Below are 18,124 nucleotides of genomic sequence, written 5' to 3'. Positions count from 1 at the left end.
CAGTGTACGGGAGCTACAGGGTTGTTCCCAACTTCCGGCCCCTCATCTTCTCATCCCCGGCGAGAACTCGGCCGCCTGGTGGGTTGTTGAGTCCAGCCAGGCGGTGTTTTTCCCGCGGGGCGAAAACGAGGCGGGCAGGGCGCCTCAGAGATCGATCTTCTTCTCGGTGTGGTTCTGCCCGTCGAAGCGCAGCAGCACGCCCTTGTTGTCGTAGCGGGTGATGATGCACGCGGGGCGGCGCCACAAGGACTGCACGTTGCGCAGCGTCTCGCGCGCGTAGTCGCCCTTGAGATCCTGCCCGTCGTGTTTGTGCGCCATGAGCAGCTCGCCGCGGTTGTCGTGGTTGCCGTCGACCACTTCGATGATGGGCTGGCCGAAGTTGGTGAGCTGCTGCAGGAGCTTGTTCTTCACCTTGCGGAACTCCCGGTCGAGGATCTCCCAGGAGTTGCGCTTGTCGTTGAAGCCATAGACGAAGAGCTTCTGGTCGATGGCGAACTCGGCGGTGAGGAAGGTGTCGATGAAGGTGATGTCGTTGTAGTGCTTGCGCACCTCGAAGATCTTCTCGCGGCCCTGGTTGAGCTTCTTGTCCCAGGAGCGGCGCGCGCGCAGATCATCGCACTCGTCCCACTCCTTGCCGAAGCGGCCCTTGTTCCAGCGCTCCTCGATGTCGCGCCACAGCTCGATGCCGAGCTTGTACGGGTTGAGCGCGCCGGGCCGGGTGCCCATGGTGCCCGAGTGCCGGTCCGCGTAGTCGATGACCTCGTCGTCCTTGAGCGCGCGCCGGGTCATGATGGTGGAGTGCCAGTAGCTGGCCCAGCCCTCGTTCATGATCTTCGTCTGGCCCTGGGGCGCGAAGTAGTAGGCCTCGTCGCGGATGATGGAGAGGATGTCCGACTCCCACGGCTCGAGCGGGGCGTGCTCCAGCAGGAAGGCGAGCACGTCGCGCTGGGGGCGCTCGGGGAACTTCTTCGTCTTCGCCTTCTCCTCCTCCACCTTCTTGCGCTGGCTGTCGAGGAACTCGGAGGGGTTGATGAAGCCGCGCATGTACTCGCGGTTCACCTTGAAGCCCTCCACGCGCTCGTTGCTCTTGAGCTCGTCCTCGGCGCGCTGGGGGTCCGGATTGCGGCGGATGTGGGGCGCGTGCTGATCGATGAGGTTCTCCAGCGACAGCGCCCGGTCGATGAAGTCCTCCACCTTCTCCACGCCAATCTTGTCGATCCACCGGCGCACGCGCGTGGCGTGGTTGGCCATGTCGTCGATCATCCGGCGGTTGGTGTGGCGGAAGGAGAAGTTGTTCTTGAAGAAGTCGCAGTGCCCGTAGACGTGCGCCATGACCAGCTTCTGGTCCACGTCCGAGTTGCTCTCCAGGAGGTAGGCGTAGCAGGGGTCGTTGTTGATGACGAGCTCGTAGATCTTGCTCAGTCCGTACTCGTACCCCTTGGACAGCTGCTCGTACTCCATGCCCCAGCGCCAGTGCGGGTAGCGCGTGGGGAAGCCGCCGTAGGCGGCCACCATGTTGAGCTCGTCGTAGCTGACGACCTCGAAGATGGTCTCGAAGAAGTCGAGGCCGAACTCCCGGGCATGGCCCTCGATCTCCTGGTTCAGTTTGGCCAGCGGCGGGGTGAGGCTCTTGGGCATCGCGAACTCCGGAAGCGGGGGGCGGCGGGCGGGAGGAGGCGAGGGGCCTTAGCGGCCCTTGCCGAGGAAGTCCTTGATGGAGGCGTAGATGGCGTCCTTGTCGGCGATCTCGCTCAGGGCGACGTTGGTGGAGTCCCCCACGGCCTCGCGCAAGTCCTTGATGAACTGGCCGCTGCCGTAGGGGCTCTCCACCTGGCCGTAGGCGAACTGGTTCACCCCGGGCAGGATGTCCTCGCGGAGCATCTCGATGCACTGGCGCGTGTCATCCGCGCTCCAGTTGTCCCCGTCCGAGAAGTGGAAGGGATAGATGTTCCACGCGCTCTTGGGGTAGTCCGACTTGATGATGTCCCGGCACAGCTTGTAGGCGCTGGAGATCATCGTGCCGCCGGACTCGCGGGTGTGGAAGAAGGTGTCGCGGTCCACCTCGCGCGCCACGGCGTCGTGGATGATGTAGCGCGCCTCCAGGCCCTTGTACTGGTGGCGCAGCCACGTATCGAGCCAGAAGCTCTCGATGCGGACGATCTCCTTCTGCTCGTCGCCCATGGAGCCGGACACGTCCATCATGTAGATGATGACGGCGTTCGTTTCCGGCAGCTCCTGGAGCTTGTAGCTGCGGTAGCGCCGGTCCTCGCGCGTGGGGATGATGACGGGCCGGGCCGGGTCATACGTGCCCATGGCGATCTGCCGCCGCAGGGCCTGCTTGTAGGTGCGCTTGAAGTGGCGCAGCGACTCGGGGCCGGTGGTGTTGACGCCGGTGTACTTGATCTTCTGGGTGACGATCTTCTCGTTCTGCCGCCGCTCGATGTTGGGCAGGCGCAGCTCCTCGCCCAATATCTGCGCCAGCTCGTCGAGCGTGACGTCGACCTCGAGCGAGTGGTCGCCCTCGCCCTGGCCGGCCTGGTGCCCGTCCCCGGGCTGCACCGCGCCCGGGGAGAGCTGCTGCCCCACTTCGCCATCCCCCTGCCCGACGCCCCCCTGCTCCTTGTGGCCGTACTTGAAGTGGGGGATGTCGATGAAGGGAATGGGGATGGAGATCGTGTCCTTGCCCTTCTTGCCGATCATCTCCCCCTTCTGCACGTACTTGCGCAGGTTGGATTTGATCTTCCCGCGGACGATCTGTTTGAAGCGTGAGTGGTCCTGGTGGATGCGCAAAGACACGAGTCAACCCCTTCCCGGGAGCTATTCCTTGGCGTCACCGCGCGCGAAGATGCTCGCCACGAAGTTGAGCACGTCCGTGGAGCAGATCTCGCAGTAGCCGTAGTTCTTCATCATCCGGTCCTTCACCAGATCGATCTTCTCCTGGGTCTCCTTGTCCACCACCGTGGACACCAGGTTCTTCAGCTTGATGCTGTCCTTCTGGTCCTCGAACAGCTTGAGCTCGAGCGCCTTGTGGAGCCGCTCGTTGGTCCGGTAGTTGAAGGTCTTGCCGTCCACGGCGAGCGCGCCGATGTAGTTCATGATCTCCCGGCGGAAGTCGTCCTTGCGGCTGTCGGGGATGTCGATCTTCTCTTCGATCGACCGCATCAGGCGCTCATCCGGCTCCTCGTAGAGGCCGGTGTACTTGTTCTTGACCTTCTCCTTCTGGGTGTAGGCCTTGATGTTGTCGATGTAGTTGCCGCACAGCTTGCCGATGGCGTCCTCGTCGGCGCTGATGGCGCGCTGGACCTCGTTCTTGACGATGTCCTCGTACTCCTGCTTCACGCTGGTGAGCATCTCGCGGAAGCGCTTGCGCGCGTCGTCGCTGTTGATGAGGGAGTGGCCCTTGAGGCCCGCCTCCAGCTCGTTGAGCACCATGAAGGGGTTGATGCAGCCCTCGCCCTTGTCGCTCACCAGGGCGTTGGAGATCTTGTCCTGGATGTAGCGGGCGCTGATGCCATCGAGGCCCTCGCGGCTGGCCTCCTTGCGCAACTCCTTGATGTTGTCCTCGGTGAAGTTGGGCAGGGTCTTGCCGTTGTAGAGCTTGAGCTTCTGCAGGAGCGACAGGTTGTGCTTCTTGGGCTCCTCCAGGCGCGTGAGCACCGCCCACATGGCCGCCATCTCCAGCGTGTGCGGCGCGATGTGCTTGCCCTTGATGGCGCGGGAGTTGAAGTCCTTCTCGTAGATCTTCACCTCCTCGGACAGCTTGGTGATGTACGGGATGTCGATCTTCACCGTACGGTCACGCAACGCCTCCATGAACTCGTTGGTCTCGAGCTTCTTGAACTCGGGCTCGTTGGTGTGCCCGATGATGACCTCGTCGATGTCCGTCTGGGGGAACTTCTTGGGCTTGATCTTGTGCTCTTGCGAGGCACCCAAGAGGTCATAGAGGAAGGCCACGTCGAGCTTGAGCACCTCGACGAACTCGATGAGGCCGCGGTTGGCGATGTTGAACTCGCCATCGAAGTTGAAGGCGCGCGGGTCCGAGTCCGAGCCGTACTCGGCGATCTTCCGGTAGTTGATGTCGCCGGTGAGCTCGGTGGAGTCCTGGTTCTTCTCGTCCTTGGGCTGGAAGGTGCCGATGCCCACGCGGTCCTTCTCGCTGAAGATGAGCCGGTTGACCGTGACGTGCTCGATGACCTTGGCGAAGTCGCCCTTGTACTGGGTCATCAGGTCCTTGAAGACGTAGCGGCACGCGGGGCACAGCTCGCTGCCATCGGGAATCGTGTAGCCGCTCTCCGGCGGGGACAGCTCGGTGAGGACCTTGCCGCGCCACTCGCGGGGGATGAGGTTGAGCGGCTCCTCGTTCATCGGGCACTTCATCTTCTCGCGGATGGTGCCCGTGCCCTCGGGGTTCTTCTTGTCCAGCGTCCAGCTGAAGGTGTAGGAGGCGCCCTCGGGCGTCTTGGAGTACTCCTCCAGGCCCTTCTTGAGCAGGCGCGCGATGGTGGACTTGGAGGAGCCCACGGGGCCGTGCAGGAGGATGACGCGCTTTTCCGTGCCGTAACCCTGGGCGGCGGACTTGAAGACGTTGACGAGCTTCATCAGCGGCACGTCCAGGCCGAAGATGGCGTCACGGCCGCCGAACTTCTCGTCGGAGAAGAAGTGGTAGCGGATGAGCTTCTTCTTGTTGTCGATGTACTCCGTCTTCCCGTGCGAGAGGATCATGTCGTAGATCCTCTGGAAGGCGGTGCGAGTGACCTTGGGGTTCTTGCGGACGATCTCCAGGTAGTCCTCGAAGGACCCTTCCCAGTGGAGTTCCGCGTAGGTCTTCACGTCCTGGAGCGCGGCGATGCGCGCGATCCACGACGACCCCTTGTTTTCCACGTCCTTCATGACGCTCCCTCGGGCCGTCCAGACGCGCGGAATTCCCGCGACCTCTCGGAAGGCCAAGAATTGAACCTGGGGGGGTACTGGGCCATTCCAATTCCCACCCGTGACGGGTCCCAGAAAGACACGACCGTGCGACCAGCCCTTTCGGGACCCCGCCGCGGGGTGGGACCGCGAGGCAAGAACGTGAAGGGCGCGTCGTGACCGCGGCGCTTCCCCTCCACGGGGTGAAAAGGCACAGATGATTATACGCGCGAGCCCCGGCGCGCGCAGGGGGGGGGGCTCCGGCAGGTCATCATTGAACGGCCAGGTGGACGGATGGGCGGATATTGAACGCTCGGCTGTGGGGCCGCGTCCCCTCCCGCGCTACATGTCGGCACTGCACGGACAGGCAGGGGACCGAGAGGGTGTCTGGTGCCGGACATCCGGGGGAATTCAGCCGCGAGGAGAGAGGGCCACGAGGTTGGAGAGCACGGAGAGCAGCTCGTCGGGCTCGACGGGCTTGGACACGTGCATGTCGAAGCCCGCGGTGAGCGCCCGGGTGCGGTCCTCGACGCGGGCGTAGGCGGTGAGGGCCACCGCGGCGATGGTTCCGCCCTGGGCGGGAGGCAGGGCGCGCACCCGGTTGATGAGCGCGTAGCCGTCCTCGCCGGGCATGCCGATGTCCGAGACGAGCAGCTCGGGCCGCTCGGCGACGAGCACGCGCAGGGCCTCCTGGGCGGAGGCGGCGGTGCTGACGCGCGCCCCGTGGTCCTCCATCACCAGCCGGAGCATCTCGCGGCTGTCGTCCTGGTCATCCACGACGAGGATGTGCCGCCCGGCGAGGGCGGGCCAGGTGTTGGGCGCGGGGGCGCTCGAGGGCGCGGGGGGCCCGGAGGCTTCCGGCGCGAGCGCGGAGGGCGCGGGGGGCAGGCGGACGGTGAAGAGGGCGCCCCGGCCCGGCGCCCGGCTGGTGGCGTGCACCGTGCCCCCGTGCAGCTCCACGAGGTGGCGCACGATGGCGAGCCCCAGGCCCAGGCCCCCGTGCTGGCGCGTGCTGCCTCCTTCCAGCCGGCGGAAGCGCTCGAAGAGGTGGGGCAGGAATTCCTCGGGAATGCCCGGGCCCTCGTCCTCCACCGTCAGCTCCATCGCGCCGCCCTCGCGCCGCAGCCGCACCCAGATGTCGTGGTCCCCAGGGGAGAACTTCACCGCGTTGGACAGCAGGTTCCACGCCACCTGTTGCAGGCGGGCCGCGTCTCCCATCACCACGTCGTCCCGGGTGTCGAGCTCGGCGTTCAAGCGCATGCCCTTGGCCTCCGCCGCGGGGCGCATGGACTCCATGGCCGCCTGGATGATGCCCGCCAGGTGGACCGGCTGGGGTTCCAGCCGCAGCTTGCCGGAGACGATGCGGCTGACGTCCAGCAGGTCCTCGATGAGCTGGGCCTGGGCGTGGGCGTTGCGGTCCACGGTCTCCAGCGCGCGCGCATGCTTGGCGGGGGGCAGGCGGCCATCCCGGAGCAACTTCAGCCAGCCGATCATCGCCGTGAGCGGTGTGCGCAGCTCGTGGCTGACGGTGGCGAGGAACTCGTCCTTGAGCCGGTTGGCCGCCTCGGCCCGTTCGCGCTCCGTGCGGGCGAGGGAGAAGAGCCGCGCGTTGTCGATGGCGAGCGCCGCGCGTTGCGCCACCTCCTCGAGCCGCAGCACGTCACCGCGCTCGTAGCGGCGTCCGGAGAGCGAGGTGGTGCAGAACGTCAGCACGCCGAGCGTGCGGCCTCGTGCCAGCAGCGGCACGGACACGACCGAGCGCAGCTTGAGCGACAGCACGACGCGCAGGTGCTCGGCTTCGCGGGTGTACTGCTGCAGGTGCGCGCCCGTCACCTCGGCCAGGTAGATGGTCTGATCCGTGCGCACCGTCTGGGAGTCGGGGATGGAGGGGCCGCGGAGGGGGAAGCGCCGCAGGGTGTCGGCGAGGTCCGCGAGCGCGGGGTCGGCGTGGGCCACCTCGACCCGCTCCAGGCGGTTGTCCTCGTCCATCACGTCCACGATGCACCAGTCGGCCAGGGTGGGCACGGCGAGGCGGGCCACCTGCCGGAGCGTCTCCGCGTGCTCCAGCGAGGTCGCCAGCACGCCACTCATCTCGGAGAGGAAGCGCAGCGACTCGCTGCCGCGCTTCTGGTCGTCGATGTCCGTGCAGGTGCCAATCCAGTGGGTGCAGTTGCCCGCGGAGTCGCGTAGCGCCAGGCCCCGCGTGATGAACCAGCGGTAGGCCGCGTCCGCGCCCCGGCGCAGCCGGAACTCGACGACGTAGGGCTCTCCGCTGGCGACCGCGCGCCGCATCGTCACGAGCGTGGGCGCGACATCGTCCGGGTGCAGGGCGCGCATCCAGCCATCTCCCCGGGCCTGCTCGGCGCTCTGCCCCGTGTACTCGTACCAGCGCGGGTTGAAGTACTCGGCCGCCCCATCCGCGCGCGACATCCAGATGAGCTGGGGGAGGGTCTCCGCGAGGATGCGGAAGCGGTTCTCCGACTCGCGCTGCGACTGCTCGGCGAGCTTGCGCGGGGTGATGTCCAGGAGCACGCCCGCGAGCTTCACCGGCTGCCCGGCGTCGTCGAACAGGAGGCGGCCCCGGTTCTCGTGCCAGCGGATGCCACCGTCCGCGCGCAGCACGCGGTACTCCAGGCGGAACTCACCCGGATCGTTGCTCGAGGGGGCCAGGCGCTGGGCCAGCGGCTGTCGGTCCTCGGGATGAACGAGCGCCAGGAAGGAGTCCACGGTGCCCGGAAACGTGTGGGGCGCCATGCCGGACATCGCCTCGGCCTGGGGGGACCACACCACGCGCTGGGTGCGCAGGTCCGCCTCCCAGGAGCCCACGTCCGAGGCCTTCAGGGTCCGCCGCAGGTGGGCCTCGTTCTCACGCAGCGCCGTTTCCGCTCGCTGGCGCTGGGACAGGGCCTCCTCCGCGGCGCGCCGCGCGCCCACCTGCTCCGTCACCTCCACCGCGAACAGCAGCACGGCATCCACCTGTCCGCGCGCATCCTGCAAGGGTTGGTAGGTGAGGTTGACGAAGGCCTCGGTGCTCCGGCCATCCGCGGCGCGCTCGAGCACGAGCCGGTAGCCGTTGGTCGTATAGGGCTGGCCGGTGCTCAGCACCGTGTTGAACATCTCGACGAGGCGGCCGCCCGGGGGTTCGGCGTGGACGTCGCGCACGGTGCGGCCCACCAGCTCACGGCCGCCGTAGAGCTTCGCGAGCGCCGGGTTGGCCAGCTCGCAGCGCTGATCGGACGCCCGGAACAGGCCCACCGCGGCGGGCGCCTGCAGGATGATGCGCTGGTAGTACAGGCGCTGCCGCTCGCCCTCCGCCGCCATCCGGGTTTCGTGCTCCCGCGTTCGCGCCTGCTCGCGCTCGAGCTGTTCCCGCTCCCGCAGGCGCATGTCCCGCCTGGAGCTGAACGCGGCGATGCCGAGGAAGGCGAGCAGGAAGCCGCTGCCTCCCAGGACGATGAGGTCGGCCTGTTCGGAGGTCCGGATCAGCTCCGCGTTCTGCTGCGCGAGGCGCCGCTCCTCCTCCTGGTCCATCGTCCGCTCGACCTTCCACAACTCGTCCATCCCGCGCTGGCTCGTCTCCGCGCGCAGCGCCTGGAGCGCGGCCTCCGACTTGCCGGCCCGCATGAGCGCGAGGGGCCGCTCCATCGACGCGAACTCCCGCTGGATGAGCGAGGCCATCCGCTCGAGCCGCTCGCGCTGGCGGGGGTCGTCCGGCGCGAGGGTGCGCAGGCGGTCGAGGGAAGGGTCGATGAGCCGCCGTGCTTCCTGGTAGGCGGCCAGGCCCCGCTCCTCGCGCAGCAGCAGATAGCCGCGCTGGTTGGTCTCCGCTTCCTTCACCAGGGAGAGCAGGTGGTCCGCTTCGTTGATGAAGTCCAGGGTGCGCGCCAGGCGGAAGGACGCCTGGGTCAGCGCATGGCTGGAGCGCAGGAAGAGGCCGGCGATGAGGACCACGGAGAGCAATGCCGCGGCGTACCCGGCGAGTGCCGGCAGCGCGGGCCAACCCGGGCTCCGGGTGGGCGGGCTCTGAGGGGAGGGGGAGCCGGGGCGCTGTGGAGGGGTGGCGTCCATGCCTTGGTCGGAGTGCTGGGTTCCCATTCGCCGCTCCAGGGGCCGGGAGCGGCGATGGGGCCCGGGTCGCACGGGGCGCTGCCTAACACATCGCCACGTGAAAAGACGCGGTTGCTCCCGGGCATGCGCGCCATGGAACACAACGCCGGGCAACCCCAGGGGAGAACTTCTACACGCACATGGGCGCCGCCCGGCCACCGGGTAGGGGAGTGAGAAAAGGTCCACTCCGGGGAGGTGGTCCCTTGGTTTTGGGCCGCGCCTGCGTATTCTCCGCGGCCTCATGTCGTCCGCCTCGCCCGTTCCCTCCCCGACCTCGCGCCTTCCGGGCGCCTCGTCCCCCCTCTCCGCGGTGCCCGATGCCTCGCCGGAGCCCTCGACCCGGCTGCTGATCGGTCTGCTGATCGCCGCGGCGCTGTTGCCTCGTCTGCTGTTGATGCCCTTCAACGAGAACTATTACGGGGACGCGGTGGCGCGCACGGAGCTCTCCGAGCGCTGGGCACGTGAGCCGCACGTGATCACCTCCTACGGAGACGGCACCTACCAGTTCGGTCCGCTCCACATCTATCTCGTGGGAGCGGCGCTCGAGGCGGTGCCGGACAAGGCGCTCGCGGGCCGTCTGGTGAGCCTGCTGTTCGGCGTGCTGGCGGTGCTGCCCCTCTTCTCACTCACCCGGCGGTTGTTCGGCTGGCGCGCGGGGATGGTGGCGGGGCTGTCGCTGAGCGTCTGGGGCATGCACCTGCAGATGTCCACGACGGCCGCCAGCGAGGCGCTCTCGCTCTTCCTCATGCTGTGGGTGTTCGCGCTGGTGGCCCAGGGGCTGGACGAGAACCGCATGGGCCCGCTCTTCGGGGCGGCGGCGGTGCTCAACCTCGCGTGCGCCACGCGCTACGACGCCTGGCTGTTCATGCCGCTGTTGTGTCTGGCGCTGCTCTTCTGGGGGCCGGACCGGATCGCCGGCCTCACGCGCGCGGTGGGCTTTGGCATCGTGTGCCTGCCCTTTCCGCTGCTGTGGATGCAGGGCAACGAGATGGCGCATGGGGATCCCTTCTTCCCCATCCGCGCGGTGGAGCAGTTCCATGACGCCTGGGTGAAGGACGGCATCGCCCGGGTGGGCCCGTGGCGCTACCGCCTGGAGAGCCTGGCCTTCTGGCCCGGCATGGCGCTGCTCACCCTGTCGCCCGGAGTGGCCCTGCTGGGCATGGTGGGCATGTGGCGCACGTGGCGCACGCGGCCGGACGTGCGCTGGTTGACGCTCGCGGCGCTGGTGCCCACCGCGTACTTCACCTTCCGGGCCGCGGTGCTGCTCGACTTCCAGCCGCTCGGGCGCTTCACGGTGACGGAGCTCGCGCTGCTGCTGCCCTTCGTGGGGCCCGGCTTCGTGGCGTGCGTGGGCTCGCGCGGGGCCGGGGTGCGCGGCGCCCTGGCCAGCGTGTGCACGGTGCTGGCGGTGGCGGTGCCCGTGGCCATGGGCCTCTACACGTTCCGCGCCGATGGCGGCATGCGCGACAGCCTGCGGCCCGTGAGCCCCACCTCCACCAACCCGGTGCCCCTGATGCAGGTGGCCCGCTTCCTCAAGGAGGAGGTCGCCGCCAAGGGCGGCGCGGCCGTGCTCGACGAGGATCCAAGCTACATGGACCTCCAGCTCGCCTTCTTCTCCGGCCTGGACGATGAGCGGCTCGCCCGGGTGCGCTGGGCTACCTTCCGCGATCACCTGCGCCGCGCCCAGCCGGAGTACCTCGTGCGCTTCGACAATGGCCGCCTGGTGAAGGACGCGGGCGTGAAGTGGGACGGGGGACGCACGCTGGTGCTCGATGGCGTGGAGTACGGCGAGCTCGACGGCTTCTCCCCCCCGCTGCACGTGTACCGGCGTCGCTGAGCGCTGGGAGGCCCGCTCGCCCGGGGCTCGGCCATGTCACGGGCGCTCCTCCTCCTCTCGGGGGAACCGCCAGGGGGACGAGGCGTCGAAGCTCCGGGCTGAATGAGGGCCGTGCGAGACGTTGCTTCGCGGATGGTCAAGCACGGCACTGTCGGTACAGAGCAGTTGCATCTGGGCAGCTTCATCCGCGCACAGCGATCTCGGATCCTGGACGATTGGGAAGGGGCCGTTCGCCAGCTTCCCTACGCTCAAGGACTCTCCCGGCCCCGGTTGCTCGATCACCTGCCAGACCTGCTGGATCGCATCGCCAACGTGGTGGAGACGGTCCACACCGGTGGCGAGTCGTCACTCGACGAGATGCCCGAGGTGCACGCCCTGGAGCGGCTGGACTCGGGCTATGACCTGGACGAGGTGGCCGAGGAGTACGCGCTGCTGCGCGCCTGCATCCTCCAGCTCTATGGCGAGCACCTCGCGTCCGTGGGGGCGTCGTCCCTGGGGGTGGCCATGCGGGAGATGGTGTCCTTCAACCGCACGTTCGACGAGGCGGTGTCCGCCGCCGTGTCCCGCTACACCCGCGCCCGCGAGCGCACGCTGGTGGCGCTCGACCGCATCTCCGAGGCGGCGCTCGGGACGGAGGAGCTGGACGTCTTCCTGCCGAAGTTGCTGCGCGTGATGTTGGAGACCACCGAGGCGGTGGACTCCGTCACCCTGCTGCTGCGCGAGGACGACGTGTTGCGCATGCGCGCGTCGGTGGGCCTGGAGGGGGCGGGGGACCGGGACTTCCGCGAGCGCCTGGGCGAGGGCTTCAGCGGGCACATCGCGGCGGAGCAGCGCCCGTTCGAGGTGCGCTCGGCGGCGACGGATCCCCGGGTGCGCTGCGAGGCGCTCCGGTCCCGGGGAACACGGGCCCTGTATGGCGTGCCCCTGATGTACGGCGGCGAGGTCATCGGCGTGGCCCAGATGGGCAGCCGCACCACCTTCGAGTTCTCCAACGAGGACAAGCTGCTCTTTCGCGCCATGGTGAGCCGGGTCACCGCGCTCATCGTCCAGGCGGGGCTCGCCGCGCGGGAGCACGCCGCGCGCGTGGAGGCGGAGGAGGGCCGGCAACTGCTGCAACTGCTCATCGAGCAGAGCAGTGACGCCATCGTCATGGCGGATGCGCGGGGCGTGCTGCGGGTCTTCAACTCCGCGGCCGCGCGCATGCATGGCTTCGGTCTGAAGGACGTGCCTCCGTCGGAGTGGGGCGAGGCCTACGGACTGCTCACCCTGGACGAGCGGCCCCTGCACTCCGAGGACACGCCGCTGTTGCGCGCCCTGCGCAACGAGGTGGTGACGGAGGCCCGGTGGAAGGTGCGGCACGTGGATGGCTCGGTGCGCACCCTGAGCGGCACCGCGTCGCCGCTGCGCCGGCCGGATGGCTCGCTGGCGGGGGCCGTGCTCAATGCCCGGGACGAGACCGAGCGGTTGCGCCGCGAGCAGGAGCGGCTCGAGACGCTCGCGCTGCTGGACGCGCTGCTGGCCACGGCTCCCGTGGGCCTGGCCTTCCTGGACCGCGAGCTGCGCTACGTGCGCGTCAACGAGATGGTGGCCGCCGCCCATGGCCATCCCGTGGAGGCCTTTCCGGGCAGGACCCTGACCGAGGTGCTCGGCGACGAGGCGGCGTGCATCGAGCCGCTCCTGCGGCGGGTGCTGGAGACCGGGGAGATGCTCAAGGGGCACGAGTTCGAGGTTCCCTCCTCCGGCGTCTTGGCGCACTGGGTGGGGGACTACTTTCCGGTGCGAGCACCGGACGGACGGGTGCTCGGGGTGGGCTGCGTGGTGTCGGACATCACCGAGCGCAAGCAGCAGGAGGAGCGGATGCGCCAGACGGCGGAGTTCCGCGAGCGCTTCCTGGGCATCGTCTCGCACGATCTGCGCAACCCCCTCAACGCCATCCTCCTGTCGGCCAGCGCGCTGTTGAAGCTGGACGGCATGCCCTCGGGTCATGTGCAGCGGGTGCGCCGCATCGTCACCAGCGCGGAGCGCATGGGGCGGATGATTGGCGAGCTGCTCGACTTCACCCGGGGACGGCTGGGCGGGGGAATTCCCATCCAGCCTCGAGCCGCCCAATTGCGCCACCTCTGCCAGCAGGTGCTGGAGGAACTGGAGAGCAGCCACCCGGGCCGGCGGTTGCGCCTGTCGGCGGAGGGCGATTTCCAGGGCGTCTGGGACGCGGATCGGCTCGTCCAACTGCTGGGCAACCTGGGCAAGAACGCACTCGACTACAGCCCGCCGGGCACCCCGGTGGACTTCGTGCTGCACGCCGAGGCGGACGCCGTGCGGGTGGAGGTGCACAACGAGGGGCCCCCCATCCCGGCGAGGCTGTTGCCGGAGATCTTCGAGCCCTTCCGGCGGGCCGTGTCGGGGGAGGCGTCCCCGAGCTCCGGCCTGGGGCTGGGGCTCTTCATCGTGCAGCGCATCGCCCAGGCCCACGGCGGCTCCGTCGAGGTGCGCTCCACGGAGGAGGCGGGGACGACCTTCACCCTGCGCCTGCCCCGGCGGGCGCGGCAGGTTCCCGAGTCCAGTGGCGCGCGGCACTGAGTCGCCGCGCGCCGCGGGGCCTCGGGGCGCGCGCTACGGGTAGACCTCCCGGCGGGTGGGCGGAGGCGAGCCTTCGGGCGGAATGCGCGAGCCCTCCATGAGATCCTTCTGGTGGTGCCGGCTCATGCCCACCATGCCGCCGAGGATGGCGGAGACGAGGCCGAGGAACATCGCGCCGAAGACACCCCAGAACACCTTGCCCGTGGTATCCGCGGCCTTGAGCGCGCCCGTCTGGATGTTCTGCGCCGCCTGGCCGGCCTTGTCCTGGAAGGCGTTGAACTGGTTCTCCACGCGGATGGCGACCTCCTGGGCGTCGGAGCGGGAGAGGTCGGTGTTGCTGGTGATGGCCAGGAGCAGGCTCTGGCGGTCGATCTGCCGCTCGCGCACCGCGGTGCCCACCACGTCCCGGGTCGCAGCCTCGAGTTGCTCGGCCGTCACGGTGGGCTTGCCCTCGGCCGCCAGGCGCTCGTTGATGGGGCGCAGGGCATCATTGGCGTCGAGGCCGAAGCTGCGCGCCAGTCCTTCCAGGTTGCCGGCCTGGGATGCGCCCGCCGTCACGGCGGCTCCGGTGGCCTGGACGGCCGTCTTGCCCACGGAGAACAACCCCCCGGCGACGGAGGACACTACGTTGCTCAGCAACCAGATGCCCACGAGCGTGGTGAGTCCCCACATCACGAGTCCGTGCATGCCTCCGCTCGACCGGCTCATGACTCCCGCTCCGCGCCCGGCCACGATGCCGCCCACGAAGAGGGCGATGAGGGGGGAGAGCAGCCCCCAGATGCCCGTGAAGACGCCGGAGGACTTCGCGCTTCCCGCGTCCGCCGGGTTGATGGAGGACAAACCCAACGCCAACCCGAGCGTGTACAGCAGTGCCCACAAACCGAGCGCGGTCACCGTTCCCGCGAAGATCGCTCCCCAGCGCACATTCACGGGAGCGCTCGTCATCATGCTGACTCGAACCCCATCTTGAGTTGTCACCGCCATGGCCCACCTCGTCGAAAGACAGGGGAATCCCCTGTCCCTGTGAAGATGGACATGCGCATGCCCGGAAAAGGGCGGCCCTCCCCGCTGCTTCCTCGTCCCCTCGGGGATGACCTCGGGCGAGCGATCAACGAGACGCTCGCGAGGTGGGCTCACTCCTCCGGCTCGTCGCCATCCCCGGCGTGGAAGTTCGTGGTCCGCGCGATGCTCCGGGCATCCAACCAGCCCTGGAGGATGAACTGGGCGGCCATCTGATCGATGACCTCGCGGCGCTTGGCGCGCGACAGGTCCGCCTCGAGCAGGGTGCGCTGGGCGGCCACGGTGGACAGGCGCTCGTCACACAGCTCCACGGGCAGGCCGAACGTCTGGGTGAGCACGTCCACGAACTTGCGAGTCGCCTCGGCGCGCGGTCCCTCGCTCCCATCCATGTTGAGGGGCAGCCCGACGACGAAGGCCTGGGCCTCGTACTCCTCCACCAGCGCCTTGAGCGCGGCGAGGTCCGCCTTGAGGTTGCTTCGGCGGATGGTGGTGACCGTCTGGGCGGTGAGGCCCAGGGGATCTGAAACGGCGACGCCAATCGTCTTGGTGCCCACGTCGAGGCCCAGGGTGCGCATGCGCGCCGCAATCTAGCCCCAATCCTTGCCCGTGGACCGCCCCGTCCGATGCCCAGGACGCCGCCTGGCGCACGGGCCAGGCCAACCCGCTGAATTCGTTGGTCTGGTGAGGCGCTGGGGACGCGGCATCGCCGCTGCAATGCGTCGGGCGCGCAACACGACGCGGTGCTCGGGGGCACGGAGCCCTCGTCCCGCGCGGGAGGCACCATGGAAGGCATCGGGAAGTTGTTTGGAGGACTGACGAACGTGCTGTCGGGAGGCTTTCTCGTCGACACGTTGGGCAACGCACTGGGTCTGCCCCCCGTCATCACCAACGCCGCCAAGGCGATTGTTGGGGCGGCGACGGGCAATGTGCTGCTGGCGATGGATGGCGCGAAGGGTGTGGCCCAGGAGCTGGGCAAGAACCCGCCCGCGTCCACCGAGTACTGCCCGCCGAGGGACAGCACGCGGGCGTGCGAGGGCTATTCGCGGCCGACGCATGGGAGTTCTCCGGTGGGCGGGGGCCATTCGCGGCCGACGCATGGGAGCTCGCCGGTGGGTGGGGGCGAGGGGCGGCTGGACCCCAAGATGAAGGACTACCTCCAGTCGTTGCAGACGCTGGAGCGCAACTTCCAGTACCTCGACGCGGCGGATGGAAAGATGGAGGGGTACCTGCGGCTGTCGGACCTCCAGCGCATCGCGGGTGATCGCCGGGTGTCGCCCGAGCTGCGCGAGGCGGCGCGCTTCCTCGTGGCCAACCCGGGCTACTTCGAGCGGCTCGACGTCTCGACGGACGCGCAAGGCTTCATGGAGGCGCCCTTCCGGGCCATCAAGAACGACAACGCATTCAGTGTGCGGGACCTGCGCGGGGAGATCGGCAAGGTGAAGGCGGAGCTGGCCGCGGGTGGCACGGCGAGGCCTCCTCCCGGGCAGTCGTGTCCGACGCCGGGGGGCTCGACGCCGGGTTCGACGTCCGGTTCCACGGCCAGCTCGAGCGTGAAGGGCATCATCAACGATCCGAACATGAGCCTGGAGGAGAAGATCAACGCCATCCTCATGAACCTCACGGAGAAGATGGACGACGAGATCCTCCAGACGATGGACAGCCTCGCCGCGGCTCAGGACAAGAAGGCGGGCATCTCCAACGAGAAGGGCAACGAGAAGTCTCTCACCGAGGCCCAGCGCGACATCGACCGGCTGTCCATGCGGCTGCAGCAGCTCGTGGAGAAGCGCAAGACGATGTTCGAGATGATGAGCACGATGTCGATGAAGTTCAACGAGATGGCGAAGACGGCCCTCTCCAACATGCGCAGCGCGTGAGCCGGGCGATGGGACGGGTCATCAAGTACGAGGGAGCGGCCATGGACACGGCGACGGTGCAAAAGCTCGAGGCGTTCGTGCGGGGGGAGGCGACGTGGGCGGAGGTGGAGGGGATGACCTTCGAGGAGGCGAAGGCCATCGCCCGGGTGGGGTGTGACCTGGCGGGGGCGGGGCGCCACGAGGAGGCGCGCATCCTCTTCGAGGGGTTGGTGGCGGGAAATCCCCAGGACGCGGCGAGCCGGGCGGCGCTGGGCACGGTGTACCAGAAGCTGGGCCGGCTGCAGGAGGCGCTCACCGAGTACAGCGCGGCGCTGGAGCGCGATCCGGGCAATCCGGTGGCGCTCGTCAACCGGGGTGAGCTGTACCTGCGGCAGGGCAACCGGCAGGGCTTCACCGACATCGCCAACGCCGTGGAGGTGGACCCCGAGGGCGTGACCCTGGCGGGACGGCGGGCCCGGGCGCTGGTGAAGGCCATCGCGCTGGCGGCGGTGGAGAAGATGAAGGGAGAAGCGGCGCGGGCGTAATCCGTCCGCGTGTGGGGGGGGCTGGGTGGAGCGGGGGGGCTCCGTTCGGACTCAAGGGGCGGGGGGGACGGCCGCCAGCCGCTCGCTGAGAGGCGGGGGGCTGTGCCCCTTGAGGACGGCCCAGCGGGGGGGATCGGGGTCCATCTTGTTCACCCGGGCGGCCTTCATGAGCATGCGCCGGAAGGCGGCGGGGTCCTGGGTGAGCTGGAGGGCGTAGCGGTCGGCCTCGCGTTCTCGCTCGCGCGAGAAGGCGGCGGACACGGGGGTGCTCAGGAAGAAGACGAGGAAGGAGAGCAGCCACAACAGGGGCAGGGTGCGGATGTCGGCGAAGCGCGTGGTGCCAAACCATCCGCGCTTCGCCGCGAGCCGAAGCAGCCGGTCGATGGCGAAGAGGAGCGCGATCAACGCCACCGAGGAGGCGATTCGCCCCGGCCATTTCGGTTCGTGCACGTGGCCCGCCTCGTGGGCGACCGCGGCGAGGATCTCCTCGGGCGAGAGTTCCTTCACGATGACGTCATTGAGCACGATGGTGCGCGTGGGGCCCTGGCCGGCGAAATAGGCCTGCAGGCGCTTGCTGGCCACGGACGTCTTCTCCACCCGGACGTCCTCGAAGGGCACGTGCGCGCGGGCCATGAGGCCGGTGATGCGCTCGCGCAGGGGGCCGGGCTCCAGGGGCGCCTGCTCGAAGTAGAGCTGTGCGCGGAAGGGATCCAGGGCCGAGGCGACCAGCAGCAGCAGCGCCGAGGGGATGCCCAGCACGAGCCACCAGCGCTTCACCCGGCGGGCCAGTCCATACAACCCGAGCACCAGCATGGAGGTGGCGATGGCCGAGAGCGCCAGGCCCTTGAGCTCGTCCAGCGCGTAGCGCAGCGGGGTGTACGTGGACATGCCGTAGCGGTGCTCCAGCACGTAGTCGAAGTAGATGTTCGAGGGGGTGTGGACGAGCTGGATGAAGAGGTCCACGAACAGCGCGAAGAGGATCGCGGTGCCCCAGCCCGGCTCACCCCAGATGCGGTCCAGGGCCTGGAGGATGACGCGGCTGACGGGGGCCGTCCTGAAGAAGGCGAGCTGGCGGGAGAGCCAGGCCGCGCAGGCCTCGGCGCCCCGGTGGAAGGGCCGCACCAGCGCGCCGAGGATGAGGGCGAGGACGCCGAGGTAGACCAGCGGACTCACCGCGCTGCCGAGGTAGAGCGGCTGGTGGTAGGCCTTGATCTCGGCGAGCTGCTCGGGCGTGAAGAGGGGCTCCATGGGGGGAGCCTACCCGGTGGAGCCTC

At 68.7% G+C, this 18,124-nt stretch carries 11 protein-coding genes; 4 read left to right on the top strand and 7 right to left on the bottom strand.

Features of this window, described 5'->3' with window-relative positions; genetic code table 11:
• Window positions 1-144: 144 nt before the first annotated feature.
• The 4 genes from D187_RS30490 to D187_RS30475 all read right to left on the bottom strand — a co-directional run bounded on the left by D187_RS30490 (window position 145) and on the right by D187_RS30475 (window position 9,003).
• Complete coding sequence (locus D187_RS30490) at window positions 145-1,638, bottom strand: SpoVR family protein (RefSeq protein WP_002622337.1); 1,494 nt, start codon at window positions 1,636-1,638, stop codon at window positions 145-147.
• 48 nt (window positions 1,639-1,686) lie between these two features.
• Window positions 1,687-2,796 carry a DUF444 family protein gene (locus D187_RS30485; RefSeq protein ID WP_002622338.1) on the bottom strand — a complete coding sequence of 370 codons (1,110 nt, stop codon included), beginning with the start codon at window positions 2,794-2,796 and terminating at the stop codon, window positions 1,687-1,689.
• Between the two features lie 21 nt (window positions 2,797-2,817).
• Window positions 2,818-4,890 (bottom strand): PrkA family serine protein kinase, encoded by a 2,073-nt coding sequence (locus D187_RS30480; protein ID WP_002622339.1) that lies wholly within the window; start codon window positions 4,888-4,890, stop codon window positions 2,818-2,820.
• 429 nt (window positions 4,891-5,319) lie between these two features.
• Window positions 5,320-9,003 (bottom strand): PAS domain-containing protein, encoded by a 3,684-nt coding sequence (locus D187_RS30475; RefSeq protein ID WP_051256621.1) that lies wholly within the window; start codon window positions 9,001-9,003, stop codon window positions 5,320-5,322.
• Window positions 9,004-9,256: 253 nt separating this feature from the next.
• On the opposite strand from D187_RS30475, the gene D187_RS30470 reads away from it, so the two are divergent.
• Together D187_RS30470 and D187_RS30465 are read left to right on the top strand one after the other, a co-directional pair.
• Complete coding sequence (locus tag D187_RS30470; RefSeq protein ID WP_002622343.1) at window positions 9,257-10,852, top strand: ArnT family glycosyltransferase; 1,596 nt, start codon at window positions 9,257-9,259, stop codon at window positions 10,850-10,852.
• A 111-nt stretch (window positions 10,853-10,963) separates the two neighbouring features.
• Window positions 10,964-13,432, top strand: a complete 2,469-nt coding sequence (locus tag D187_RS30465; protein WP_002622344.1) for a GAF domain-containing sensor histidine kinase — start codon at window positions 10,964-10,966, stop codon at window positions 13,430-13,432.
• A gap of 33 nt (window positions 13,433-13,465) precedes the next feature.
• Here D187_RS30465 and D187_RS30460 read toward each other — a convergent pair whose 3' ends face one another.
• Window positions 13,466-14,380 carry a hypothetical protein gene (locus D187_RS30460; RefSeq protein WP_002622345.1) on the bottom strand — a complete coding sequence of 305 codons (915 nt, stop codon included), beginning with the start codon at window positions 14,378-14,380 and terminating at the stop codon, window positions 13,466-13,468.
• Between the two features lie 185 nt (window positions 14,381-14,565).
• The gene (ruvX, locus tag D187_RS30455; RefSeq protein WP_002622346.1) at window positions 14,566-15,027 is read right to left on the bottom strand and encodes a Holliday junction resolvase RuvX; all 462 of its coding nucleotides are present in this window, start codon (window positions 15,025-15,027) and stop codon (window positions 14,566-14,568) included.
• 207 nt (window positions 15,028-15,234) lie between these two features.
• Between ruvX and D187_RS30450 the strand changes: the two genes are divergently transcribed.
• A complete protein-coding gene (locus D187_RS30450; RefSeq protein WP_002622347.1) occupies window positions 15,235-16,326 on the top strand; it encodes a hypothetical protein in 1,092 nt (363 codons plus the stop codon).
• An 8-nt stretch (window positions 16,327-16,334) separates the two neighbouring features.
• Entirely contained in the window at window positions 16,335-16,850 is a 516-nt protein-coding gene (locus tag D187_RS30445; protein ID WP_002622348.1) for a tetratricopeptide repeat protein, read from the top strand.
• Between the two features lie 51 nt (window positions 16,851-16,901).
• On the opposite strand, the gene D187_RS30440 is transcribed toward D187_RS30445, so the two are convergent.
• Window positions 16,902-18,098 carry a M48 family metalloprotease gene (locus D187_RS30440; protein ID WP_020918386.1) on the bottom strand — a complete coding sequence of 399 codons (1,197 nt, stop codon included), beginning with the start codon at window positions 18,096-18,098 and terminating at the stop codon, window positions 16,902-16,904.
• Between the last annotated feature and the right edge of the window lie 26 nt (window positions 18,099-18,124).

This window comes from Cystobacter fuscus DSM 2262 (assembly GCF_000335475.2).
GTDB classification, from domain to species: Bacteria; Myxococcota; Myxococcia; order Myxococcales; family Myxococcaceae; genus Cystobacter; species Cystobacter fuscus.
This window is presented reverse-complemented; position numbering and strand designations above follow the sequence as displayed.

Coding starts and splice junctions, on each gene's coding strand:
- D187_RS30490 (WP_002622337.1), bottom strand. CDS start 1,638: ATGCCCAAGAGCCTCACCCCGCCGCTGGCCAAACTGAACCAGGAGATC.
- D187_RS30480 (WP_002622339.1), bottom strand. CDS start 4,890: ATGAAGGACGTGGAAAACAAGGGGTCGTCGTGGATCGCGCGCATCGCC.
- D187_RS30475 (WP_051256621.1), bottom strand. CDS start 9,003: ATGGGAACCCAGCACTCCGACCAAGGCATGGACGCCACCCCTCCACAG.
- D187_RS30470 (WP_002622343.1), top strand. CDS start 9,257: ATGTCGTCCGCCTCGCCCGTTCCCTCCCCGACCTCGCGCCTTCCGGGC.
- D187_RS30460 (WP_002622345.1), bottom strand. CDS start 14,380: ATGATGACGAGCGCTCCCGTGAATGTGCGCTGGGGAGCGATCTTCGCG.
- ruvX (WP_002622346.1), bottom strand. CDS start 15,027: ATGCGCACCCTGGGCCTCGACGTGGGCACCAAGACGATTGGCGTCGCC.
- D187_RS30450 (WP_002622347.1), top strand. CDS start 15,235: ATGGAAGGCATCGGGAAGTTGTTTGGAGGACTGACGAACGTGCTGTCG.
- D187_RS30445 (WP_002622348.1), top strand. CDS start 16,335: ATGGGACGGGTCATCAAGTACGAGGGAGCGGCCATGGACACGGCGACG.
- D187_RS30440 (WP_020918386.1), bottom strand. CDS start 18,098: ATGGAGCCCCTCTTCACGCCCGAGCAGCTCGCCGAGATCAAGGCCTAC.